The following is a 22,088-nucleotide window of genomic DNA, read 5'->3' as shown; positions in this document are numbered from 1 at the left end:
TATGGCTGCCGATATTCTTGTAGTTGATGACGAAACGGATATCCGGGAACTTGTTGCAGGCATTCTGAGCGATGAAGGCCATGAGACACGCACGGCTTTCGACGCGGACAGCGCTCTTGCAGCGATCAATGATCGCGTTCCCCGACTGGTTTTTCTGGACATCTGGCTGCAGGGCAGCCGTCTGGACGGCTTGGCGCTGCTCGATGAAATCAAGAAGCAGCATCCCGACCTACCGGTGGTGATGATTTCCGGTCATGGCAACATCGAAACGGCGGTGTCGGCGATCCGACGCGGCGCTTACGATTTCATCGAAAAGCCGTTCAAGGCCGACCGCCTCATTCTCGTCGCGGAACGGGCGCTCGAAACTTCGAAGCTGAAGCGTGAAGTCTCGAACCTGCGCAAGCGTACCGGCGACCATCTCGAACTGATCGGCGCCTCGCTGGCAATGAACCAGTTACGCCAGACGATCGAGCGCGTCGCGCCGACCAACAGCCGCATCATGATCACGGGTCCGTCAGGCGCGGGCAAGGAACTTGTTGCGCGTGCCATCCATGCGCAGTCGAGCCGGGCCGACGGGCCGTTTGTGACGGTCAATGCGGCGAACATCACGCCGGAGCGCATGGAGATCGAGCTTTTCGGCACGGAAATGGACGGCGGCGAGCGCAAGGTTGGTGCTCTGGAAGAAGCCCATAGCGGTATCCTCTACCTCGATGAAGTGGCGGATATGCCGCGCGAGACACAGAACAAGATTCTGCGCGTACTTGTCGACCAGCAATTCGAACGCGTCGGGGGCACCAAGCGTGTGAAGGTGGATGTGCGCATCATCTCCTCGACGGCTCAGAACCTTGAGGGCATGATTGCGGAAGGCACATTCCGCGAGGATCTGTTCCACCGTCTTTCGGTGGTTCCGGTGCAGGTACCGCCGCTGGCTGCCCGGCGCGAGGATATTCCATCCCTGGTCGATTACTTCATGAAGCAGATTGCCGAACAGGCAGGTATCAAGCCGCGCAAGATCGGCCCGGATGCCATGGCGGTTCTGCAGGCGCATAGCTGGCCGGGCAATCTTCGCCAGCTTCGCAACAATGTCGAACGCCTGATGATTCTGGCGCGTGGCGACGATCCCGAAGCACCGGTGACGGCTGATCTTCTGCCGGCTGAAATCGGAGACACGCTGCCGCGTGCTCCGACAGAGTCGGACCAGCACATCATGGCGCTCCCGTTGCGCGAGGCACGCGAGCGTTTCGAGAAGGAATATCTGATTGCGCAGATCAACCGCTTCGGCGGCAATATTTCGCGTACGGCGGAGTTCGTTGGCATGGAGCGTTCGGCGCTGCATCGCAAACTGAAATCTCTGGGCGTATAAGTAGTTAGAGCGCTCCAGCTAAAGCGGAGATGCTGGAGACGCTCTAAATATTAGTTTTGTCGCATTATCCTACGCAAAACCGCTTCGCACTTTTGCTGGAAATGCTCTAATTGTCTCAGGCGGAGCGGTCATGCGGGTAATCGTTTGCGGAGCAGGGCAGGTCGGATACGGCATCGCCGAGCGGCTTGCCGCCGAGGAGAACGACGTCTCCGTCATCGACACATCGGCACGCCACATCGAAATCGTGCGCGACACGCTCGATGTCCGGGGCTTTGTCGGCCACGGTTCGCAGCCTGATGTGCTTGCGGCCGCCGGTGCCGACGAAGCGGATATGATCATCGCGGTCACCTTGTCCGATGAGGTCAATATGGTGGCCTGTCAGGTGGCGCATTCTGTCTTCAACGTGCCGACCAAGATTGCCCGCATCCGTGCCCACTCCTATCTCAAGGCCGAATATCAGGATTTGTTCCTGCGCGAAAACCTGCCAATCGACGTCATCATCTCGCCAGAGCTGGAAGTGGGTGAGGTGGTTCTGCGGCGCATCGCGTTGCAGGGTGCAACAGACGTGCTGCGCTTTGCCGACGACAAGATCATCGGTCTCGCTATCGAATGTCTTGAGGAATGCCCGGTCATCAATACGCCGCTGAAACAGCTCACCGATCTGTTTCCCGATCTCGCAGCAACCGTCGTCGGTGTGGTGCGCAATGACAGCCTGTTTATCCCGCGTTCTTCCGACGAGCTGAATGCGGGGGATCTGGCCTATGTCGTGACCACGCGTGAGCAGGTCCGTCGCACATTGGGTCTGTTCGGGCATGAAAAGCCGGAAGCCAGCCGCATCGTTATCGCAGGCGGCGGCAATATCGGTCTCTACGTGGCCAAGGCCATCGAGGATCGCAAGTGGCATACGCGCGTCAAGATGATCGAAAGCGAACACGACCGCGCATTCGCGATTGCAGATCAGCTAAAGCGCACCATGGTGTTGCACGGCAGCGCGCTGGACCAGAATATTTTGCAGGAAGCTGATATTCAGGACGCCGATCTGATGGTCGCGCTGACCAATCAGGATCAGGTCAATATTCTATCAAGCATCATGGCAAAACGTCTTGGTTGCAAGTCCAATATGGCTCTTCTGAATACGGTTGCCTATCAGGATTTCACCCATATGGTGGGGATCGACGCCTATATAAATCCGAAGGCTGTCACGATCTCGAAAATCCTCCAGCATGTGCGACGGGGCCGCATTCGAGCCGTGTATAGCGTTTACCGCGACATGGCTGAACTGATCGAGGCCGAAGCCCTCGAGACCTCCTCGCTCGTTGGCGCTCCATTGCGTGATCTCGACCTGCCGGAAGGCTTGCGAATCGGAGCGATCTATCGTGACGGGCAGGTGATCCGCCCGAATGGCGATGTGCGGATCAAGCCCAGGGATCGCGTCGTCATTTTCGCAACATCTGACGCGGTAAAGCATGTGGAACAGATGTTCCGCGTCAGTCTGGAGTTCTTCTGATCACAACTTTGTGTTAGCTTCAGCCGGGGTTAAGGCTTAGGGGCTGACATGGATATCTGTACGTTCTGGTACGGCTCGCGTTTGCGAGAGGTCGATTGCGTTTGTCTTGCATCAATGGTTATGACCGGTCAAAGGGTAAAGCTCTTTGCCTACGCTCCGATCGAGAATGTACCACCGGGCGTCGAGCTGCACGATGCTGGCAGTATTCTGCCTGAAACGACATTCAAACGGCTTGACCCGAACTATCCGAATTTCAGCTCCAAACGGACTATCGTTCAATTCAGCGATATTTTCCGTATCATGCTGATGAAATATCAGCAGGGCGTCTGGCTGGATACGGATGTCTATCTGCTAAAGCAGTTTCATCCCGATCCGAACAAACCATATCTCGCGCGGGAGAATCGTTTTCGGGTCGGCGTGTCCGCGCTCTATCTTCCGCATGATCATCCGATTATTCGCGAATTTGAGACCTACATATCGGCTAACTATCCTCTGCCTAACTGGCTGGGCGTGCGCAGAGGAAAATTACGTCCAATTTACTATCGCCTGATCGGCAAGGAAGTAACGCCCGCCTCGATCGGCATCACTGTCTTTGGTAATGACGGCATCTCGCGCCTCGCCCGCAAATACGGGATTTTCAAGAGTTCAGCACCGCAGGAAAACTTCTACTATTGGGTCGGGAAGGATGCCACGCGCATCTATGATCCTGCCTATGGCCTGGAGCCGATCAATCATCCTGATTTTATAGGCTTTCATATACATAAAAAGCACAAGGAAGTTGTTTCTCTCCAGCCCGGAAGTTTTTACATGTGGGCATTGGACAGGGTGCAACCTTTACTTGAATCGCAGCAAAAAGAAGAGCTTGCCATGACAGGCTGAGAGCCTGATGCGATCTTGCCCGCCAGGAATTGCCGATACGCTAATGAAATTGACGGTTGCGCAAAGATTCCCATCCTGTTAACCGAAGCTAAATAGCGAAGCAGTTGTCTTTCCACAGCAATTGCGGTCGAGTACCGGTTTTGCACGCTCCGGTGCTTGATTTATGTGCATGCGCGTGTTCGTTTAACACATCGCGAGCTGGCTGCTGATCGATTAAAGGAATAAAAACAATGGCTGAACGATCGCAAAATCTACAAGACCTTTTTCTGAATTCTGTACGCAAGCAGAAAATCTCACTGACGATTTTTCTTATCAATGGCGTGAAACTGACCGGCATTGTAACGTCGTTCGATAATTTCTGCGTGCTTCTGCGCCGTGACGGTCATTCGCAGCTTGTTTACAAGCATGCGATTTCGACGATCATGCCAAGCCAGCCTGTGCAGATGTTCGAAGGCGAAGAAGCCTGACGCTTTCCGATTTTCGCTGGAGCGTGACGATCCATGTCGTCTCGCTCCAGTTTTTTGTTTCTGCTTGATGATGACCGGACACGCACGGCTTGTCCGGTTCGTCATGTTCAAACAATCCGGGGCGTCTTTCATTTGAAACAGCTTTGGCGGTGACTTATCTGCAATGTCAGATAGTGCATTGATCTGATCTCTTCAGATTGAATGCGCTCTTCACAGTTTCCGCGTCCCGGAGTGCATATACTTGTCCAAATTCAAGGATAAAAAGCCGACATCTGCCGATGCAGATAAAGGTTTTGAAATTTCAGAGCCTGAACCCACCAGGGCAGCCGTCATCGTTCCTGTCCTGCCGGAGCGATACAATGCCGGTGCGACCGCTGACGAGGGCGCGCGCTCGCAGTTTCAGCGTTCGAATGAGGCACGCCTTGAGGAAGCCGTAGGGCTTGCCAGAGCGATCAATCTCGACATCGAGCATGCCGAAATCGTCATTGTTGCCAATCCGCGACCTGCGACCTTGCTCGGCGCGGGAAAAGTAGAGGCCATTGCCGAAACTGTCGAGGAAAAGGCCATTGGGCTGGTCATCGTCGATCATGCGCTGACGCCGGTGCAGCAGCGCAATCTGGAAAAGGAATGGAACGTCAAGGTCATCGACCGTACGGGACTCATTCTCGAAATTTTCGGCGAGCGTGCAAACACCAAGGAAGGTGCCTTGCAGGTCGAACTGGCGCATCTGAATTATCAGAAGGGCCGCCTGGTCAGAAGCTGGACCCACCTTGAGCGTCAGCGCGGTGGTGGCGGATTCCTCGGCGGCCCCGGTGAAACGCAGATCGAAGCCGACCGACGTCTGTTGCAGGACAAGATCCTGAAGATCAAGCGTGAGCTTGAAACGGTCGTGCGCACCCGCACGCTTCATCGCCAGAAGCGGCGCAAGGTGCCGCATCCGATTGTCGCACTCGTCGGCTACACCAATGCGGGAAAGTCTACGCTTTTCAATCGCATGACCGGTGCGGAAGTGCTGGCCGAAGACATGCTCTTCGCCACGCTCGATCCGACATTGCGCCGCATTCGCCTTCCGCATGGCGAAACCGTGATCCTGTCGGATACGGTTGGTTTCATCTCAAACCTGCCGCACCATCTCGTCGCTGCATTTCGCGCTACGCTTGAGGAAGTGGTCGAGGCTGACTTGATTCTGCATGTCCGCGACATTTCCGATCCGGACAATGCTGCTCAGGCGGAAGACGTGGAAAACATTCTTGCGGGGCTGGGTATAGAGCCGCAGGACCGCAAGCGTGTCGTCGAAATCTGGAACAAGATCGACAACCTTGACGAAAGTGGGCGGGAAGCTGCCCTGCGCCTTGCGGCAGCCGGCAGCGAGGAGGGGCGTCCTATTCCTCTTTCGGCCATTACCGGTGAAGGCGTTGACAGGTTGCTTTCGCTTATCGAAACACGGATAGCCGGTGCACTCGGTTCGGTCGATGTCCTGCTGTCTCCTTTCGAGCTTCATCTTCTCGATTGGATTTACCAGCATGGCAGCAATGTCGAACGCGAGAATCTGGAAGACGGCTCCGTGCGCATCAAGGCCCGACTGACCGAAGTGGCCCGCAAAACGCTGGACGAGAAGCGCGGCATTCGACCTGAAAAGCCGGAGTCGGACTGGGACTAAGGCGGGGAGTATTGCGCCACTTGCGGAACAGGGGCGCAACGCCCTATGTATGGAACACTCACGATTCAGAACTATTCACTTCGCCATAAATATATCCAGAGGCCCATAATGAGAGATCCGATCGAAACCGTCATGAACCTCGTCCCGATGGTGGTTGAGCAGACCAACCGTGGCGAACGGGCCTATGATATTTTCTCGCGCCTTCTCAAGGAGCGCATTATCTTTGTGAATGGACCGGTTGAAGACGGAATGTCGATGCTGGTTTGCGCGCAGCTTCTCTTTCTCGAGGCAGAAAACCCGAAGAAAGAGATCAACATGTACATCAATTCGCCCGGCGGTGTCGTAACCTCCGGTATGGCGATCTATGATACGATGCAGTTCATCCGCCCGCCGGTATCCACGCTTTGCATGGGCCAGGCTGCTTCGATGGGCTCGCTGCTTCTGACCGCTGGTGCGACCGGCCAGCGTTATGCGCTGCCGAATGCCCGTATCATGGTCCATCAGCCATCGGGTGGCTTCCAGGGCCAGGCGTCGGATATCGAACGCCATGCGCAGGACATCATCAAGATGAAGCGCCGCCTGAACGAGATTTACGTCAAGCATACGGGCCGCGATTACGAAACAATCGAACGCACGCTTGACCGCGACCATTTCATGACCGCGCAGGAAGCGCTCGAATTCGGCCTTATCGACAAGGTGGTTGAATCGCGCGACGTGGGCGCGGACGAATCGAAGTAAGAGCCGGAATCTCCGGCTCGCACCTGTTTTTAGCGCCCTTTGCCACAAAAGGGGCCCAATTCTTGCAACTACGTGATGGTTAACGCGCCGCGTTAAGCATCTGTTGGGGTTCGGGGCGCTAAACTTGGTCAGATTATGCCGAATCTTTGCCGGGAACTTATTTTTCATTTGTTCGGCGGTACAGCTTCTGCAAAAGTCGCCAAATGGCTCCTTCGGTCGGGGAGCCACACGGTGACAGGAATCCTGAGACTACAGGCCCTTGATTACAGACCCAAGGCTACAGGTGGCGCGTATTTGCTGCCGTTGTGACCGGCGGGAGGCGCGTTTCTCCTCCAGCACTGGGTCCGAACCGGAAGAAACGATCGATTTGAGCGCCCAAGGTTCATTTCGGTCCATTGAAAGGAAACTGCAATGAGCAAAGTCAGCAACAGCGGCGGCGATTCCAAGAATACGCTCTATTGCTCGTTCTGCGGCAAAAGCCAGCATGAAGTGCGCAAGCTGATTGCAGGCCCGACCGTTTTCATCTGCGACGAGTGCGTCGAACTCTGCATGGACATCATCCGCGAGGAAAACAAATCCTCGATGGTGAAGTCGCGCGAGGGCGTGCCTACGCCGCAGGAAATCATGGCCGTTCTTGACGATTACGTCATCGGCCAGAAGGATGCCAAGCGCGTTCTGTCGGTTGCGGTTCACAATCACTACAAGCGTCTCGCCCATCAGTCCAAGAGCAGCGATATCGAGCTTGCTAAGTCGAACATCCTTCTCGTCGGTCCGACGGGTTGCGGCAAGACCTATCTTGCCCAGACGCTCGCACGCATTATCGATGTGCCGTTCACCATGGCCGATGCGACGACGCTGACGGAAGCAGGCTATGTCGGTGAAGATGTCGAGAACATCATCCTGAAGCTGCTTCAGGCTGCCGATTACAACGTGGAACGCGCACAGCGCGGCATCGTCTATATCGACGAAGTCGACAAGATCAGCCGCAAGTCGGATAACCCGTCCATCACGCGCGACGTGTCGGGCGAGGGTGTCCAGCAGGCACTTCTGAAGATCATGGAAGGCACCGTCGCTTCCGTGCCGCCGCAGGGTGGCCGCAAGCATCCGCAGCAGGAATTCCTGCAGGTGGATACGACGAACATCCTCTTCATCTGCGGCGGCGCTTTTGCCGGTCTCGACAAGATCATCTCCGCGCGTGGCGAGAAGACCTCCATAGGCTTTGGTGCAAACGTGAAGTCGGCTGACGATCGTCGTATCGGTGAAGTGTTCAGGGAGCTGGAACCGGAAGATCTGCTGAAATTCGGTCTCATTCCGGAATTCGTCGGCCGTCTGCCGGTGATCGCGACACTCGAAGACCTCGATGTCGATGCTCTGGTGCAGATCCTGACCGAGCCGAAGAATGCGCTCGTGAAGCAGTATCAACGCCTGTTCGACATGGAAAGTGTTGAGCTTAGCTTCCACGACGATGCCTTGCGGGCGATTGCCAACAAGGCGGTCGAGCGCAAGACGGGTGCACGCGGCCTGCGTTCGATCATGGAAAAGATCCTGCTCGACACGATGTTCGAGCTTCCAACGCTGGAAGGCGTACAGGAAGTGGTCATTTCCGGCGATGTGGTGGATGGCAGCGCTCGTCCGCTCTATATCTATGCCGAGCGGCAGGACGAAAAGGGTAACGTTTCCGCTTAAGCGGTAACAATTAATCCTTAAAAAGGCCGCGCAAGCGGCCTTTTTCATGTGCAGACTTGCGCCAGGCTGTTCCTGTCACTATTGCAGGCGCAGCAATCGGGGTACAGCCTAAGCTGGATATTGTACTAATCCACGCGACAGCGCAGGATAGATGACGATTCTATGAAAGCCATCCCGCGACAGGCTATTGAATTGCCGGGTTCGGCTCTCCAAGTATGGACCGAAGCACATTCGCGACCTGCCTCATAATGAAAGGGGGCGCGGACGTGGCAGTCAGGTTGAAAGACCTGAGAAAGGACTGAGTTATGACGGGTATTGAACAGAAGACACCGTTGGGTGGTTCTGAAGCGGGCGGTGCAGACGGGCTCTATGCCGTTTTGCCGTTGCGTGACATCGTCGTTTTCCCGCATATGATCGTTCCGCTTTTTGTCGGTCGCGAAAAGTCCATTCGCGCGCTGGAGGAAGTGATGGGTGTGGACAAGCAGATTCTGCTCGCCACCCAGAAAAACGCTGCCGATGACGATCCGGCACCGGATGCGATTTATGAAATCGGCACGATTGCCAATGTATTGCAGCTCCTGAAGCTGCCGGACGGTACCGTCAAGGTGCTGGTCGAAGGTACGGCACGCGCCAAGGTTTCCAAGTTTACCGATCGCGAAGATTATCACGAGGCCTATGCTGCGGCTTTGCCGGAGCCTGAGGAAGATGCCGTTGAGATCGAGGCGCTGTCCCGCTCGGTGGTTTCCGACTTCGAAAACTACGTCAAGCTGAACAAGAAGATTTCGCCGGAAGTGGTTGGCGCCGCCAGCCAGATCGACGACTATTCGAAGCTTGCCGACACGGTTGCCTCGCATCTCGCGATCAAGATTCCCGAAAAGCAGGAAATGCTGTCGATCCTCTCGGTGCGTGAGCGCCTTGAGAAGGCACTTTCCTTCATGGAAGCCGAAATTTCGGTTCTGCAGGTCGAGAAGCGTATTCGCAGCCGCGTCAAGCGCCAGATGGAGAAGACGCAGCGCGAGTACTATCTCAACGAGCAGATGAAGGCGATCCAGAAAGAGCTTGGCGACGGCGAGGACGGTCGTGATGAGACGGCTGAACTGGAAGAACGCATCAACAAGACCAAGCTTTCCAAGGAAGCCCGTGAAAAGGCGCAAGGCGAGCTGAAGAAGCTGCGCAGCATGAGCCCGATGTCTGCCGAAGCAACGGTCGTCCGCAACTATCTCGACTGGCTGCTGTCCATTCCATGGGGCAAGAAGTCGAAGATCAAGCAAGACTTGAACTTCGCCGAGGGCGTACTCGGTGACGATCATTTTGGTCTCGAAAAGGTCAAGGAACGCATTGTCGAGTATCTCGCAGTGCAGGCCCGCTCGACCAAGATCAAGGGTCCGATTCTTTGCCTCGTCGGACCTCCCGGCGTGGGTAAGACCTCGCTCGCGCGTTCGATTGCCAAGGCTACCGGTCGTGAATATGTCCGTATGTCGCTTGGTGGCGTGCGTGACGAGGCCGAAATCCGCGGTCACCGCCGCACCTATATCGGCTCGATGCCCGGCAAGGTCATCCAGTCGATGAAGAAGGCGAAGAAGTCCAATCCGCTCTTCCTGCTCGATGAAATCGACAAGATGGGCCAGGATTTCCGCGGCGATCCGTCATCGGCCATGCTCGAGGTGCTGGACCCTGAACAGAACTCGACCTTCATGGATCACTATCTTGAGGTCGAATATGATCTGTCGAACGTCATGTTCGTGACGACGGCCAATACGCTGAACATTCCGGGTCCGTTGCTGGATCGTATGGAAGTCATCCGTATTGCCGGCTACACCGAGGATGAAAAGCTCGAGATCGCCAAGCGGCACCTGCTGCCGAAGGCGATCAAGGATCACGCCCTGCAGCCGAAGGAGTTTTCGGTCACGGACGATGCCCTGCGCAATGTTATCCGCCTCTATACGCGGGAAGCAGGTGTGCGTAACCTCGAACGTGAACTGATGACCCTGGCACGTAAGGCCGTGACCGAAATCCTGAAGTCGAAGAAGAAGTCGGTGAAAGTCACCGAAAAGAACCTCTCCGACTATCTGGGTGTCGAGCGGTTCCGCTTCGGTCAGATCGACGGCGAAGATCAGGTTGGCGTCGTGACAGGGCTTGCCTGGACTGAAGTCGGCGGCGAGCTGTTGACCATCGAAGGCGTCATGATGCCCGGCAAGGGCCGCATGACCGTCACGGGTAACCTCCGCGACGTGATGAAGGAATCGATCTCCGCTGCTGCATCCTATGTCCGCAGCAGAGCAATCGATTTCGGCATCGAGCCTCCGCTGTTCGATAAGCGCGACATCCACGTGCACGTGCCCGAAGGCGCAACACCGAAGGACGGTCCGTCTGCCGGTATTGCGATGGTCACGGCGATCGTATCCGTGCTGACCGGTATTCCGGTTCGCAAGGACATCGCAATGACGGGCGAAGTCACCCTGCGTGGTCGTGTCCTGCCAATCGGCGGCCTGAAGGAAAAGCTTCTCGCGGCTCTGCGCGGCGGCATCAAGAAGGTTCTGATCCCGGAAGAAAACGCCAAGGATCTGGCGGATATTCCGGACAATGTGAAGAACAATCTTGAGATCGTTCCGGTGTCTCGCGTGGGTGAAGTCCTCAAGCACGCTCTGGTTCGCGAACCTGAGCCGATCGAATGGACGGAACCTGCAACCCCGGCGACCGTGCCTTCGGTCGAGGAAGACGCAGGGATCTCGACCGCCCATTAAGGCGTTTCCGGCGAAATCGCGAAGCGGTTTTGCATCGGATAATGCTAGGTCACAAAGTGCGCGTCTCGGGAACCGCGAAGCGGTTTGCAGACAGGGTGCGCATAGAAATGAACTTTTAGCGGGCGATTCTGATTCAGTCGAATAGTCCCGCTGGAAGCTGTCTATCAGGACCAACAAACGAAATGCCGGGCAATTTGCCCGGCATTTCTGTGTTTAACCCCGGTTTTCCGGGGTTTTTTCACATTGACAGGCTTGGTTTGTGAACCGATTTGAATAAACTCCCCTCAATCCGGTCACGTTATCCGTTCCGGTAGATAAAGAAAGGAAATGCCAATGAACAAGAACGAATTGGTTGCCGCAGTTGCGGAAAAGGGCGGTCTGACGAAGGCTGATGCCGGTACTGCTGTTGACGCCGTACTCGCTGCTGTTACGGGTGCCCTGAAGGCTGGTGAAGAAGTCCGTCTGCCTGGCTTCGGCGTTTTCTCCGTTTCGCATCGCGCTGCCTCGACCGGCCGCAACCCATCGACCGGCAAGGAAGTTGCTATCCCGGCTCGCAACGTGCCGAAGTTCTCGGCTGGCAAGGGCCTGAAGGACGCCGTAAACGGCTAATCATGATCAGAAGAGTGAAAGCTCTTCGAACGGATCGTGACCATAAATTTCCGGCCATCGCGGCATTGTCGCGAATGGCTGTCGAGAAGGCCCGGTTTATCCGGGCTTTTTTCGTTTTGGGGGCCGGTGAGTGCTTCTACAGACCGTCGCGATGTGGCACCTTGAAGGTCACACACCAATCTGGAGGGGCCTATGCTTGCATCTGCTTTAATTGGCTTCGCAACAAGTGTGCTGCTTGCCGTGATCGCTAACCGCCGGTTCAAGGAGCTAGAGCGGCTTCCCATGCAGTGGGGATTATCCGGGCAAGTAAACTGGACAGCTCCGAGAATTCCAGCTCTCGCCTTCATTCCATTGCTCTATGCCTTGCTGGCAAGCGTGTTGATTTCGGCCGCGCAGCGTGATCCCGAAAAGTACACCCTGCAATCAGTCGGAATGGTGTTTATCGTGGTAATTGCCGCGCAAATCCTTCACCTGTGGATGATTGATCGATACCGATCAAACCGACTTGAATAGCAAAAAAGCCGGACACTGGGCCCGGCTTCCAATAACTCTCTTTTGCCTGCCGCTTACTCAGCAGCCTCCGAACTGCGCTTGGGGCGGCGCTCCAGCAATTCCTTGAGGAAGTGACCGGTGTAGGACCGCTTCTCCTGCACGATGTCTTCCGGACGGCCCACGGCGACAATCTCACCGCCGCCATCGCCACCTTCCGGTCCAAGATCGATCACCCAGTCGGCAGTCTTGATGACTTCCAGATTGTGCTCGATCACTACGACCGTGTTGCCCTGTTCGACCAGCTCGTGCAGCACTTCAAGCAGCTTCGCCACATCGTGGAAGTGCAAGCCGGTTGTCGGCTCGTCCAGAATGTAGAGCGTGCGGCCTGTTGCACGGCGCGACAGTTCCTTGGCAAGCTTCACGCGCTGCGCTTCACCACCCGAAAGCGTCGTTGCCTGCTGGCCAACCTTAATGTAGCCGAGGCCAACCTTGACGAGCGTTTCCATCTTGTCGCGCACTGCAGGAACAGCGGAGAAGAATTCCGCGCCTTCCTCTACCGTCATATCCAGCACATCGGCGATGGACTTGCCCTTGAACAAGACCTCCAGCGTTTCGCGATTGTAGCGCTTGCCGTGGCAGACGTCACACGTCACATAGACATCCGGCAGGAAGTGCATCTCAATCTTGATGACGCCATCGCCCTGGCAGGCCTCACAGCGTCCGCCCTTCACATTGAACGAGAAGCGGCCCGGTTGATAGCCGCGCGCCTTGGCTTCCGGCAGGCCCGCAAACCAGTCGCGGATCGGCGTGAAGGCGCCGGTGTAGGTTGCCGGGTTGGAGCGCGGTGTGCGACCGATCGGCGACTGGTCGATATCAATCACCTTGTCGAGGAATTCCAGCCCTTCGATACGGTCATGTTCCGCCGGGTGTTCGCGCGAGCCCATGATGCGGCGCGAAGCAGCCTTGTAGAGGGTTTCGATCAGGAAGGTGGACTTGCCGCCGCCTGAAACGCCGGTGACAGCGGTAAACGTGCCGAGCGGAATGTCCGCCGAGACATTCTTCAGGTTGTTGCCGCGCGCGCCCACGACTTTGATACGCTTGGTCTTGGAAATCTTGCGGCGTTCCGCCGGAACGGCAACTTCCATCGCGCCGGACAAATATTTGCCGGTCAGCGAATTGGCGTTGGACATTACATCCTGCGGCGAACCTTGAGCGATGATCTTGCCGCCATGAACACCTGCCGCCGGGCCTATATCAACCACATAGTCGGCGGTCAGGATCGCATCCTCGTCATGCTCGACCACAATAACCGTATTACCGAGATCGCGCAGATGGCGCAGCGTGTCGAGAAGTCGGGCATTGTCGCGCTGATGCAAACCAATGGATGGTTCATCCAGCACGTAAAGCACGCCGGTCAGGCCGGAGCCGATCTGCGAGGCAAGACGGATACGCTGGCTTTCACCACCCGACAACGTGCCGGAATTGCGCGCCAGCGTCAGATAGTCGAGGCCGACATCGTTGAGGAACTGCAGGCGCTCGCGAATTTCCTTGAGGATGCGGGCGGCAATTTCGCGCTGCTTGTCATTGAAGCTGCCATCGACGTCGCGGAACCAGGCATCGGCCTTGCGGATCGACATTTCCGTGATCTCGCCGATGTGCTTCATGCCTATCTTGACCGCCAGCGCTTCCGGCTTCAGGCGATAGCCATTACAGGCAGGGCAGGGCGTCGAGGCCATGAAGCGCTCGATATCTTCACGCGACCAGGCGGAATCGGTTTCCTTCCAACGGCGCTCCAGATTAGGGATCACGCCTTCAAAAGGCTTTGTCGTCTGATAGGAGCGCAAGCCGTCATCGTACTGGAAGGTGATTTCCTTGCCCTTCGTACCATAAAGAATGGCCTGCTTGGCTTCTTCATGAAGATCCGCCCAGCGTGCGCCGATCTTAAAGCCATAGGCTTTGCCAAGCGCTTCCAGCGTCTGATTGTAGTAGGGCGACGAGGATCGCGCCCATGGCGCAATCGCGCCGTCCTTCAATGCTGCCGTTTCGTCAGGAACGATCAGGTTCGGATCGATGGCCTGTTGCGTGCCGAGGCCGTCACAGGTCGGGCAGGCGCCGAAAGGGTTGTTGAACGAGAACAGGCGGGGCTCGATTTCAGGAATGGTGAAACCGGAAACCGGGCACGCGAACTTTTCCGAGAACAGAATGCGCTCATGCGTTTCGTTGGCCGATTTGTTGGCTGCGCCACCTTCTGCCGTTTCTTCGGGCGGCAGCGGCTTGTCCGCGAACTCGGCAACGGCCAGACCTTCGGCAAGCTTGAGACTGGTTTCAAGGCTGTCGGCGAGGCGGGTCGACAGGTCAGCGCGGACCACAACGCGGTCGACGACCACATCAATGTCGTGCTTGTACTTCTTGTCCAGCGCCGGAACGTCGGCGATCTCATAGAAGGTGCCGTCTACCTTGACGCGCTGAAAGCCCTTTTTCTGAAGCTCCGCCAGCTCCTTCTTGTACTCGCCCTTGCGGCCGCGAACGATGGGCGCGAGGATATAAAGGCGTGTGCCTTCTTCCAGTGCTATGACACGGTCGACCATCTGGCTGACTGTCTGGCTTTCAATGGGAAGGCCGGTCGCCGGCGAATAGGGCACACCGACACGCGCAAAGAGCAGGCGCATGTAGTCGTAGATTTCCGTGACGGTGCCGACTGTCGAACGCGGATTGCGGCTCGTCGTCTTCTGCTCGATCGAAATGGCGGGCGACAGGCCGTCGATCTGGTCGACATCCGGCTTTTGCATCATTTCGAGAAACTGACGCGCATAAGCCGAAAGGCTTTCGACATAGCGGCGCTGGCCTTCCGCATAGATCGTATCGAAGGCAAGCGAGGATTTGCCCGAGCCGGAAAGTCCCGTCATCACGATCAGCTTGTCGCGAGGCAGATCGAGATCGACATTCTTCAGATTGTGTTCGCGCGCGCCACGTATGGAAATGAATTTCTGATCGCTCATTCCGCGTCCTGCCTGCTCAAGATGCCATGGATAAACGGCGCCGAATGGTGAAACACGTCGGGCCGGTCTCTAATATGGGGTGAAACCCTCCAATAAGAAGGGGGCTCCGGTCATTCATCGGTGCACTCTTATCATTAGAACAAATATCGAACAACCAGCCTTCTGATAGGCGATACGAAATGTGAACGCAAGAGCGTTGACTGTCACTCCTGACAGGAGCAGACTACCTTTACTCGCTGATAGCGGAGAGGTGCCGCAGTGGGATGATACGGCATCGGCAAGAGGTCCGCAGGAGGCGGGGAGACCCAGTAGGGAGGTAAAGGAGCATGAGTCCACCTGACTACAGTGCCTAGCTTTCACAGAGATGAAAGCACAATCCGTTTCGGTTGCGGCAGCATCTTTTCGCAAGGAATGATGCCTCGTTGATTGAAAGTGTGATTGCCGACAATTTGAATTTGCGCGGAATGCAAATGGCCGTGCGCCTTTGTGATCCGAAAAGACCTGCCGACGAATTAATGTCGACACATGAGCATTGCTCAAACCCCAAGCCCTGCGCGCCAAAGATACAGTGAGCGGCAGGGCTTTTCCTTGGCAGTTGATGCGGTCTGCGAAGTGGGGACGTCATGGCTTCATAAGGATGGTCGATGAGGCTGTTTTGAAATTAAGGCAGATGCAGTTTCAGGCCCTGAAATGAGGCTAGTTGCATTTTCAGCACAGGAAACGGTGCAAAAACCCATCAAAATGTGTGGCGAACGTGTGACTTTTTAATGTCGGAAGGTTGCATTTTGAACAAAACAAGAACATAAACTCTGTGGACATTGACGAATTCACCGCCCTGGATTGAGCGCTCATTGAGTCAGTCCTGTAAGGTGAACATATGAGTTTCTGGTGATGGCGCATCGTTGCGCCTGATCTATCATTTGGAACGTGCCTCTTGTCTGTGCGAAGCCGTACGGAAAGAGCGTGCATGCAAGACCCGGAGTAATTTTTCGATGGCTGGTAGCGTCAACAAAGTCATTCTGGTCGGCAATCTTGGTGCCGATCCGGAAATTCGTCGTCTGAATTCGGGCGATGTGGTTGCCAATCTGCGCATTGCGACGTCGGAAAGCTGGCGCGACCGTCAGAGCGGCGAACGCAAGGATCGTACAGAATGGCACAGCGTCGTCATTTTCAATGAGAACCTTGCCAAGGTCGCGGAACAATATCTGAAGAAGGGCGCTAAGGTTTATATCGAAGGCGCGCTCCAGACTCGCAAATGGCAGGATCAGAACGGCAACGACCGCTATTCGACGGAAGTTGTGCTGCAGAAGTTCCGCGGTGAACTGCAGATGCTCGACAGCCGTGGCGAAGGTGGCGGTGAGGGCCGTTCGTTTGGCGGCGGCGGCAACCGCAACCAGATGTCGGATTATTCCGGCGGCGGCGGTGATTTCGGTTCGTCCGGCCCGTCTTCGGGCGGCGGTAGCGGCGGTGGCTTTTCGCGCGATCTGGATGACGAAATTCCGTTCTGATAATAAACCTCATCCAGTTTATAAGTAAAATTCGATAAGGCGCTGTTTTACAGCGCCTTTTCTATTGGCGAATTTTTCTAAAGTCGCTGATTACACAGTGTCGATTGCGAGCTGGCAATCCCTGTCAGCGCGGTTTTTCTCCGAATGTAATCTGCTCGCCGTCTTCTTTGGTGAACAAAGCAACAGGGTTTTCCAGAAGAGCCAGAACCAGTTCGGAGGGGCGGCACAGTCTGGTGCCTTTCGGTGTTTCAACAATGGGGCGATTGATCAAAATCGGATGAGTTATCATGAAGTCGATCAGCTCATCGTCTGTCCATTTTGGATCGGACAGGCCGAGTTCGGCAAAGGGTGTACCTTTCTCGCGCAGCAATTCACGCGGTGTAAGGTTCATGGCCGCAAGCAGCCCGACCAAGCGTTCCCGCGTGGGCGGATTTTGCACATACTCGACAATGACGGGTTCTTCGCCGCTGGCGCGGATCATCGCCAGAGTATTGCGCGAGGTGCCGCATTTCGGATTGTGAAAAATAGCGATGGTCATCAGATTTTCCCTGTCTGGGCGATGGCTTCCTGTCGATGCCACGTTCATACAATGCTTCGACGTAATGTGGAGATAGTCTTAGCAGATCGGTATTGGATCAAAGCGCGCCGTTCACCAACGGATCGCCGGGATAGGTCTCGATTGAGAACTCCATATTGTCGGCTGAAAACCGTGTCAGCGAATACTGGATTGGCTTCCCATCTGGCTTCACATTGATAGCCTTGGCTGTCAGCACAATAGCGCCGGGCGAAAGTTTCAAATGTTTCAGGTCGTCAGAATCGGCATGGCGGGCGGATATGACTGTGGATTTACGAAAATAATCCGCAATACCTGCTTTTCTGAACGCCACGGTGATTGAACCACTTTCCGCATAGTCCATCGCAATTTCAGGAAAATTTTCGGCACTGATCCAGAGGGTTGCACGCGACACCGGGCGCCCATCGGCACTGTGCAAGGTTTCCAGCCGCGTGACAGGCGAACCGGGCTCAATCTCAAGGGCCTCGGCTATATCCGGTGAGGCTGGGACTGTGCCGGAAGCGAGTAGACTTCCCTTCATATCGCGTACCTGCGAAGCCAGCGATTGCGAAATACGGGTGCGGCGGCCGATCTGATAGGTGAGGCGTTTTGCATTGGCCACAAAGGTGCCGCGCCCTTGTTCTGCCCGCAACACACCTTCCTGTGTCAGAGCTGCAATGGCGCTACGCACCGTATGGCGATTGACCCCAAACCTGTCGGCAAGCTCCATTTCAGCGGGCATGCGCGCCCCAGACTGCAGTTTCCCGGCCATGATGTCGCCGCGTATCTCGTCGGCAATCTGCCGCCAGATAGCGACACCGCTGTTTCTCTCAATTCGCCTGTTCTTTGTCATCAACTGTCATCGTCCTGTCATTGGCAGGGTATATCTATTCTGGTATTGTATAGTTGTCTATATAACTAGATAACTAATATCATCACGTCAACAAGATTAGATAGGGCGGATAAGCTCATGCATACTCCCCGGCAAACTACGCAGCACAGCACAGGTGAAAGTGGAGCCAGCTCCACCGCTGGAAGCAATTTGGCGCCGGATGCAACGCAGGCAGCACGTCAGACCAGTATGGCGCTTCTCGCACGCGCAAGCGGCGAAGAATTGAAAACGTTCTGGCAGAACTGGGCAGACAAGCCTGAATTTGAAGTTTTGCGTGGTCCGGAAACCGGACTGGTTATGATGCGCGGCCGTATTGGCGGTGGCGGCGCTGCGTTCAATGTTGGCGAGGCAACCGTTACCCGCGCAACTGTTCGTCTGGCGAATGGCTCGGTTGGACATTCCTATGCGCTGGGGCGCGATCAGGAAAAGGCGAAGCTGGCTGCATTGTTTGATGCGCTCTGGCTCGATGAAACCACCCGCGATGCGACCGAAAGCAGCGTGCTCAACGCATTGCGTGGTCGGGTCGATACCGCGGATGCAAAACGGCGCGGCGAAGCTGCTGCCACGAAGGTCGATTTCTTCACTATGGTTCGGGGAGACAACTGATGCTCCATTCTTCTTCTGCATTTGAAGGCGGACTGGCTGATCCGGTCAATGAAGCGCAGTCGGCGTTTCATGCAGTCATGCACGCAATGGCAAATCCTGGTCGTATCCATTCGCTGCCTAGTGCGGCTGCGCCATCAAAGCCGCTCACGCCTGAGCTTGGCCTGATCGCAGCAACGCTTCTGGATCACGATGCCAGCGTCTGGGTCGATGCTGAAATTGCAGCCAATCAGGACGCAACGGCCTGGCTGACATTCCATACCGGTACACCAATCGTCGGCGATCAGTCGAAAGCACAGTTCGCACTTGTAACGGATGCGCAATCGTTGCCGGCACTTTCTTCCTTCGCGCAGGGAGACCCTGAATTTCCGAATCGTTCGACGACTGTTGTTCTAGCAGTTTCGTCTCTGACGAGCGGGCAGGGTTTCAGCCTCAAAGGCCCCGGTATCAAGGATGAAACTGTGCTGACCGTTGATGGTTTGCCGCAGGATTTTGCTGCGCAATGGCGTGAAAATGGCGCGTTGTTTCCGCTGGGTATCGATCTGGTGCTCGTCGCTGACGGCAAAGTCGCAGCGCTTCCCCGCACCACTCGCGTAGAGAATTTGGAGGGCTGATTCATGTATGTTGCTGTAAAGGGCGGTGAAACTGCTATCCGCAATGCCCACCGTCTGCTTGATGACCGTCGCCGCGGCGACCGTTCGGTTCCGGCGTTGCGTCTTGACCAGATTGCCGAACAGTTGGGTCTCGCCGTTGATCGCGTCATGGCCGAAGGATCGCTTTATGACCGCGAACTCGCAGCACTTGCCGTGCGCCAGTCGCGTGGCGATCTGATTGAGGCAATCTTTCTGGTGCGCGCCTACCGCACGACATTGCCGCGTTTTGGTTATTCGCTTCCGCTGGAAACGGCGAATATGCTGATCGAACGCCGAATTTCGGCCACCTATAAGGATCTGCCCGGCGGGCAGCTATTGGGGCCGACATTCGATTATACGCACCGACTGCTTGATCCGGATTTGGCTGGCGATGTGAGCGTTCCTGAGCCGGAAGTGCGTGCGGCTGAGCCTGAAGAAACGCCACGCGTGACCGATATTCTCGGTGTCAACGGCATGATCGAAGAAGACGGTGCGATGCCGGAAGGGCATGAGCCGGGCGATCTTACCCGCGAACCATGGACCTTTCCGATGCCGCGCGATCTGCGCTTGCAGGCTTTGGCGCGGGGTGATGAAGGCTTCCTGCTGGCGCTGGGGTATTCCACGCAGCGCGGTTATGGCAACACGCATCCATTTGTCGGTGAAATCCGCATTGGCGAGGTGGAAGTCGAGTTCGACGTGCCAGAACTGGGCTTTGCCGTTTCGCTTGGCCGTGTTCAGTTGACCGAATGCCAGATGGTGAGCCAGTTCAAAGGCTCGTCCAAGCAGGCACCGCAGTTCACCCGTGGTTATGGTCTGGTGTTCGGACAGAGCGAGCGCAAAGCCATGTCGATGTCGCTTTGCGATCGGGCACTGCGTGTCCGTGAATTCGATGCTGACGTGACAGCACCGGCGCAGGACGAAGAATTCGTCATTTCCCATTCCGACAATGTGCAGTCGACCGGCTTCGTCGAGCATCTGAAATTGCCACATTACGTGGACTTTCAGGCCGAGCTCGACCTCATCCGTCGTATGCGTGCGGAATATGACCAAGCGAACAACGAGACTGAAGGCCCGCAAGACGGTTTGGCAAAGGAAGCAGCAGAATGAGCGGTCTAGCCAATTACAATTTCGCCTATCTGGATGAGCAAACAAAGCGGATGATCCGCCGTGCGATCCTGAAAGCCATCGCTATTCCGGGCTATCAGGTTCCGTTCGCAAGCCGTGAAATGCCGATGCCTTATGGCTGGGGCACGGGCGGCGTGCAGGTGACGGCGGCAATTCTCGGTCAGGATGATGTGCTCAAAGTTATCGATCAGGGCGCTGATGATACGACCAATGCCGTTTCCATCCGGGCATTCTTCCAGAAAACTGCCGATGTTGCCGTGACCACCCATACGGGTGAGGCGACTATCATCCAGACACGTCACCGCATTCCGGAATATCCGCTGACTGAAGGGCAGGTGATTGTCTATCAGGTGCCAATTCCTGAGCCGCTGCGCTTTCTGGAGCCGCGTGAAACCGAAACGCGCAAGATGCACGCGCTTGCTGAATATGGCCTCATGCATGTGAAGCTTTACGAGGATATCGCGCGCCACGGCCATATCGCCAAGACCTATGATTATCCGGTGATGATCGAAGGGCGCTATGTCATGGCACCGTCGCCAACACCGAAGTTCGACAATCCGAAGATGCATATGTCGCCAGCTCTGCAGCTTTTTGGTGCCGGTCGTGAAAAGCGCATCTATGCCGTGCCTCCTTATACGGATGTCGTGAGCCTCGATTTCGAGGATCATCCATTCGAAGTGCAGAAATTCAAAGAGCCTTGCGCATTGTGTGGCGCTCGCGGCGTCTATCTGGACGAAGTCGTGCTCGATGACCGTGGTGGCTCGATGTTTGTCTGCTCCGACACCGATTATTGTGAAGATCGTCAGGCGAATGGCCACTTTGGTCATCTGGCAGCGAATAAGGAGGCCGCGGAATGAGCGTCGAACCTCTGCTGAAAGTCAGCAATCTCTCGAAGTTTTATGGCAGCCGCCGCGGTTGCGCAGATATCGATTTCTCGCTCTGGCCGGGCGAAGTGTTGGCCATTGTCGGTGAATCCGGTTCGGGCAAGACGACTTTGCTCAACTGTCTGGCGACACGTCTGGAACCGACATCGGGCAGCGTGGAATATCGGATGCGCGATGGCGAGTTCCGCGATCTTTACAAGATCGGAGAGGCTGAACGCCGCTTTCTGATGCGTACCGATTGGGGCTTTGTGCATCAGAACCCTTCCGATGGTCTGCGCATGACCGTTTCGGCAGGTGCCAATGTCGGTGAAAGGCTGATGGCTGTTGGCGAGCGCCACTATGGCAATATCCGTAATACAGCAACCGAATGGCTCGGACGTGTCGAAATCGCTGCTGACCGCATCGACGACCAGCCCCGCGCTTTCTCCGGCGGTATGCGTCAGCGTCTGCAGATTGCGCGCAATCTCGTCACGGCTCCGCGCCTTGTTTTCATGGATGAACCGACCGGCGGTCTCGACGTGTCCGTGCAGGCACGCCTTCTCGACCTGCTGCGCGGTTTAGTGAGCGATCTCGGCCTTTCGGTTGTCATCGTGACCCACGATCTCGCAGTGGCGCGTCTTCTGTCCCATCGCATCATGGTCATGAAAGATGGCCATATTGTCGAACAGGGCCTGACCGACCGCGTTCTGGATGACCCGCAAGCGCCTTACACGCAGCTGCTCGTGTCGTCTATTTTGCCGGTTTAGT

General features: G+C 56.0%; 19 protein-coding genes and 1 pseudogene. 17 read left to right on the top strand and 3 right to left on the bottom strand.

The window, feature by feature from the left end:
- Nucleotide 1: 1 nt before the first annotated feature.
- The 11 genes and pseudogenes from ntrX (at nucleotide 2) to FIB18_RS03695 (ending at nucleotide 12,166) form a co-directional block, all read left to right on the top strand.
- A complete protein-coding gene (ntrX, locus tag FIB18_RS03745) occupies nucleotides 2-1,363 on the top strand; it encodes a nitrogen assimilation response regulator NtrX (RefSeq protein ID WP_140019503.1) in 1,362 nt (453 codons plus the stop codon).
- Between the two features lie 130 nt (nucleotides 1,364-1,493).
- Entirely contained in the window at nucleotides 1,494-2,870 is a 1,377-nt protein-coding gene (trkA, locus tag FIB18_RS03740) for a Trk system potassium transporter TrkA (protein ID WP_140019502.1), read from the top strand.
- Nucleotides 2,871-2,918: 48 nt separating this feature from the next.
- Nucleotides 2,919-3,749: a glycosyltransferase family 32 protein gene (locus tag FIB18_RS03735; protein WP_140019501.1), complete on the top strand. Its 831-nt coding sequence runs from the start codon at nucleotides 2,919-2,921 to the stop codon at nucleotides 3,747-3,749.
- A gap of 12 nt (nucleotides 3,750-3,761) precedes the next feature.
- Nucleotides 3,762-3,974, top strand: a pseudogene (locus FIB18_RS24945) (hypothetical protein).
- 5 nt (nucleotides 3,975-3,979) lie between these two features.
- A complete protein-coding gene (gene hfq, locus FIB18_RS03725) occupies nucleotides 3,980-4,216 on the top strand; it encodes an RNA chaperone Hfq (RefSeq protein WP_002964239.1) in 237 nt (78 codons plus the stop codon).
- Between the two features lie 241 nt (nucleotides 4,217-4,457).
- Complete coding sequence (gene hflX, locus FIB18_RS03720) at nucleotides 4,458-5,876, top strand: GTPase HflX (RefSeq protein ID WP_140019500.1); 1,419 nt, start codon at nucleotides 4,458-4,460, stop codon at nucleotides 5,874-5,876.
- 108 nt (nucleotides 5,877-5,984) lie between these two features.
- A complete protein-coding gene (gene clpP, locus FIB18_RS03715) occupies nucleotides 5,985-6,614 on the top strand; it encodes an ATP-dependent Clp endopeptidase proteolytic subunit ClpP (RefSeq protein ID WP_010660144.1) in 630 nt (209 codons plus the stop codon).
- Between the two features lie 411 nt (nucleotides 6,615-7,025).
- The gene (gene clpX, locus FIB18_RS03710; protein WP_105541868.1) at nucleotides 7,026-8,300 is read left to right on the top strand and encodes an ATP-dependent Clp protease ATP-binding subunit ClpX; all 1,275 of its coding nucleotides are present in this window, start codon (nucleotides 7,026-7,028) and stop codon (nucleotides 8,298-8,300) included.
- 305 nt (nucleotides 8,301-8,605) lie between these two features.
- Nucleotides 8,606-11,044 carry an endopeptidase La gene (gene lon, locus FIB18_RS03705; protein WP_140019499.1) on the top strand — a complete coding sequence of 813 codons (2,439 nt, stop codon included), beginning with the start codon at nucleotides 8,606-8,608 and terminating at the stop codon, nucleotides 11,042-11,044.
- Between the two features lie 333 nt (nucleotides 11,045-11,377).
- Nucleotides 11,378-11,653 (top strand): HU family DNA-binding protein, encoded by a 276-nt coding sequence (locus FIB18_RS03700; RefSeq protein WP_006470422.1) that lies wholly within the window; start codon nucleotides 11,378-11,380, stop codon nucleotides 11,651-11,653.
- A gap of 192 nt (nucleotides 11,654-11,845) precedes the next feature.
- Complete coding sequence (locus FIB18_RS03695) at nucleotides 11,846-12,166, top strand: hypothetical protein (RefSeq protein ID WP_140019498.1); 321 nt, start codon at nucleotides 11,846-11,848, stop codon at nucleotides 12,164-12,166.
- 53 nt (nucleotides 12,167-12,219) lie between these two features.
- Here FIB18_RS03695 and uvrA read toward each other — a convergent pair whose 3' ends face one another.
- The gene (gene uvrA, locus FIB18_RS03690) at nucleotides 12,220-15,144 is read right to left on the bottom strand and encodes an excinuclease ABC subunit UvrA (RefSeq protein WP_140019497.1); all 2,925 of its coding nucleotides are present in this window, start codon (nucleotides 15,142-15,144) and stop codon (nucleotides 12,220-12,222) included.
- Nucleotides 15,145-16,136: 992 nt separating this feature from the next.
- Here uvrA and ssb point away from each other — a divergent pair.
- Nucleotides 16,137-16,652, top strand: coding sequence for a single-stranded DNA-binding protein (ssb, locus tag FIB18_RS03685; protein ID WP_140019496.1), 516 nt, complete (start codon nucleotides 16,137-16,139; stop codon nucleotides 16,650-16,652).
- A gap of 124 nt (nucleotides 16,653-16,776) precedes the next feature.
- On the opposite strand, the gene arsC is transcribed toward ssb, so the two are convergent.
- A complete protein-coding gene (gene arsC / locus FIB18_RS03680) occupies nucleotides 16,777-17,190 on the bottom strand; it encodes an arsenate reductase (glutaredoxin) (protein ID WP_140019495.1) in 414 nt (137 codons plus the stop codon).
- 97 nt (nucleotides 17,191-17,287) lie between these two features.
- Nucleotides 17,288-18,061 carry a phosphonate metabolism transcriptional regulator PhnF gene (phnF, locus tag FIB18_RS03675; RefSeq protein ID WP_168436508.1) on the bottom strand — a complete coding sequence of 258 codons (774 nt, stop codon included), beginning with the start codon at nucleotides 18,059-18,061 and terminating at the stop codon, nucleotides 17,288-17,290.
- A gap of 114 nt (nucleotides 18,062-18,175) precedes the next feature.
- Between phnF and phnG the strand changes: the two genes are divergently transcribed.
- From phnG to phnK, 5 genes are read left to right on the top strand one after another with little or no spacing between them, the layout of a single operon-like run.
- Entirely contained in the window at nucleotides 18,176-18,703 is a 528-nt protein-coding gene (phnG, locus tag FIB18_RS03670; RefSeq protein ID WP_140019493.1) for a phosphonate C-P lyase system protein PhnG, read from the top strand.
- On the top strand, nucleotides 18,703-19,314 hold the full coding sequence (gene phnH / locus FIB18_RS03665; protein ID WP_140019492.1) for a phosphonate C-P lyase system protein PhnH: 612 nt from the start codon (nucleotides 18,703-18,705) through the stop codon (nucleotides 19,312-19,314). The genes phnG and phnH overlap by 1 nt, the downstream gene beginning before the upstream one ends.
- 3 nt (nucleotides 19,315-19,317) lie before the next feature.
- Nucleotides 19,318-20,439 (top strand): carbon-phosphorus lyase complex subunit PhnI, encoded by a 1,122-nt coding sequence (locus tag FIB18_RS03660; RefSeq protein WP_140019491.1) that lies wholly within the window; start codon nucleotides 19,318-19,320, stop codon nucleotides 20,437-20,439.
- Nucleotides 20,436-21,314, top strand: coding sequence for an alpha-D-ribose 1-methylphosphonate 5-phosphate C-P-lyase PhnJ (locus tag FIB18_RS03655; RefSeq protein WP_140019490.1), 879 nt, complete (start codon nucleotides 20,436-20,438; stop codon nucleotides 21,312-21,314). The genes FIB18_RS03660 and FIB18_RS03655 overlap by 4 nt, the downstream gene beginning before the upstream one ends.
- Complete coding sequence (gene phnK / locus FIB18_RS03650) at nucleotides 21,311-22,087, top strand: phosphonate C-P lyase system protein PhnK (protein ID WP_140019489.1); 777 nt, start codon at nucleotides 21,311-21,313, stop codon at nucleotides 22,085-22,087. The genes FIB18_RS03655 and phnK overlap by 4 nt, the downstream gene beginning before the upstream one ends.
- Nucleotide 22,088 lies beyond the last annotated feature (1 nt).

Source organism: Brucella pecoris (assembly GCF_006376675.1).
GTDB classification, from domain to species: domain Bacteria; phylum Pseudomonadota; class Alphaproteobacteria; order Rhizobiales; family Rhizobiaceae; genus Brucella; species Brucella pecoris.
This window is presented reverse-complemented; position numbering and strand designations above follow the sequence as displayed.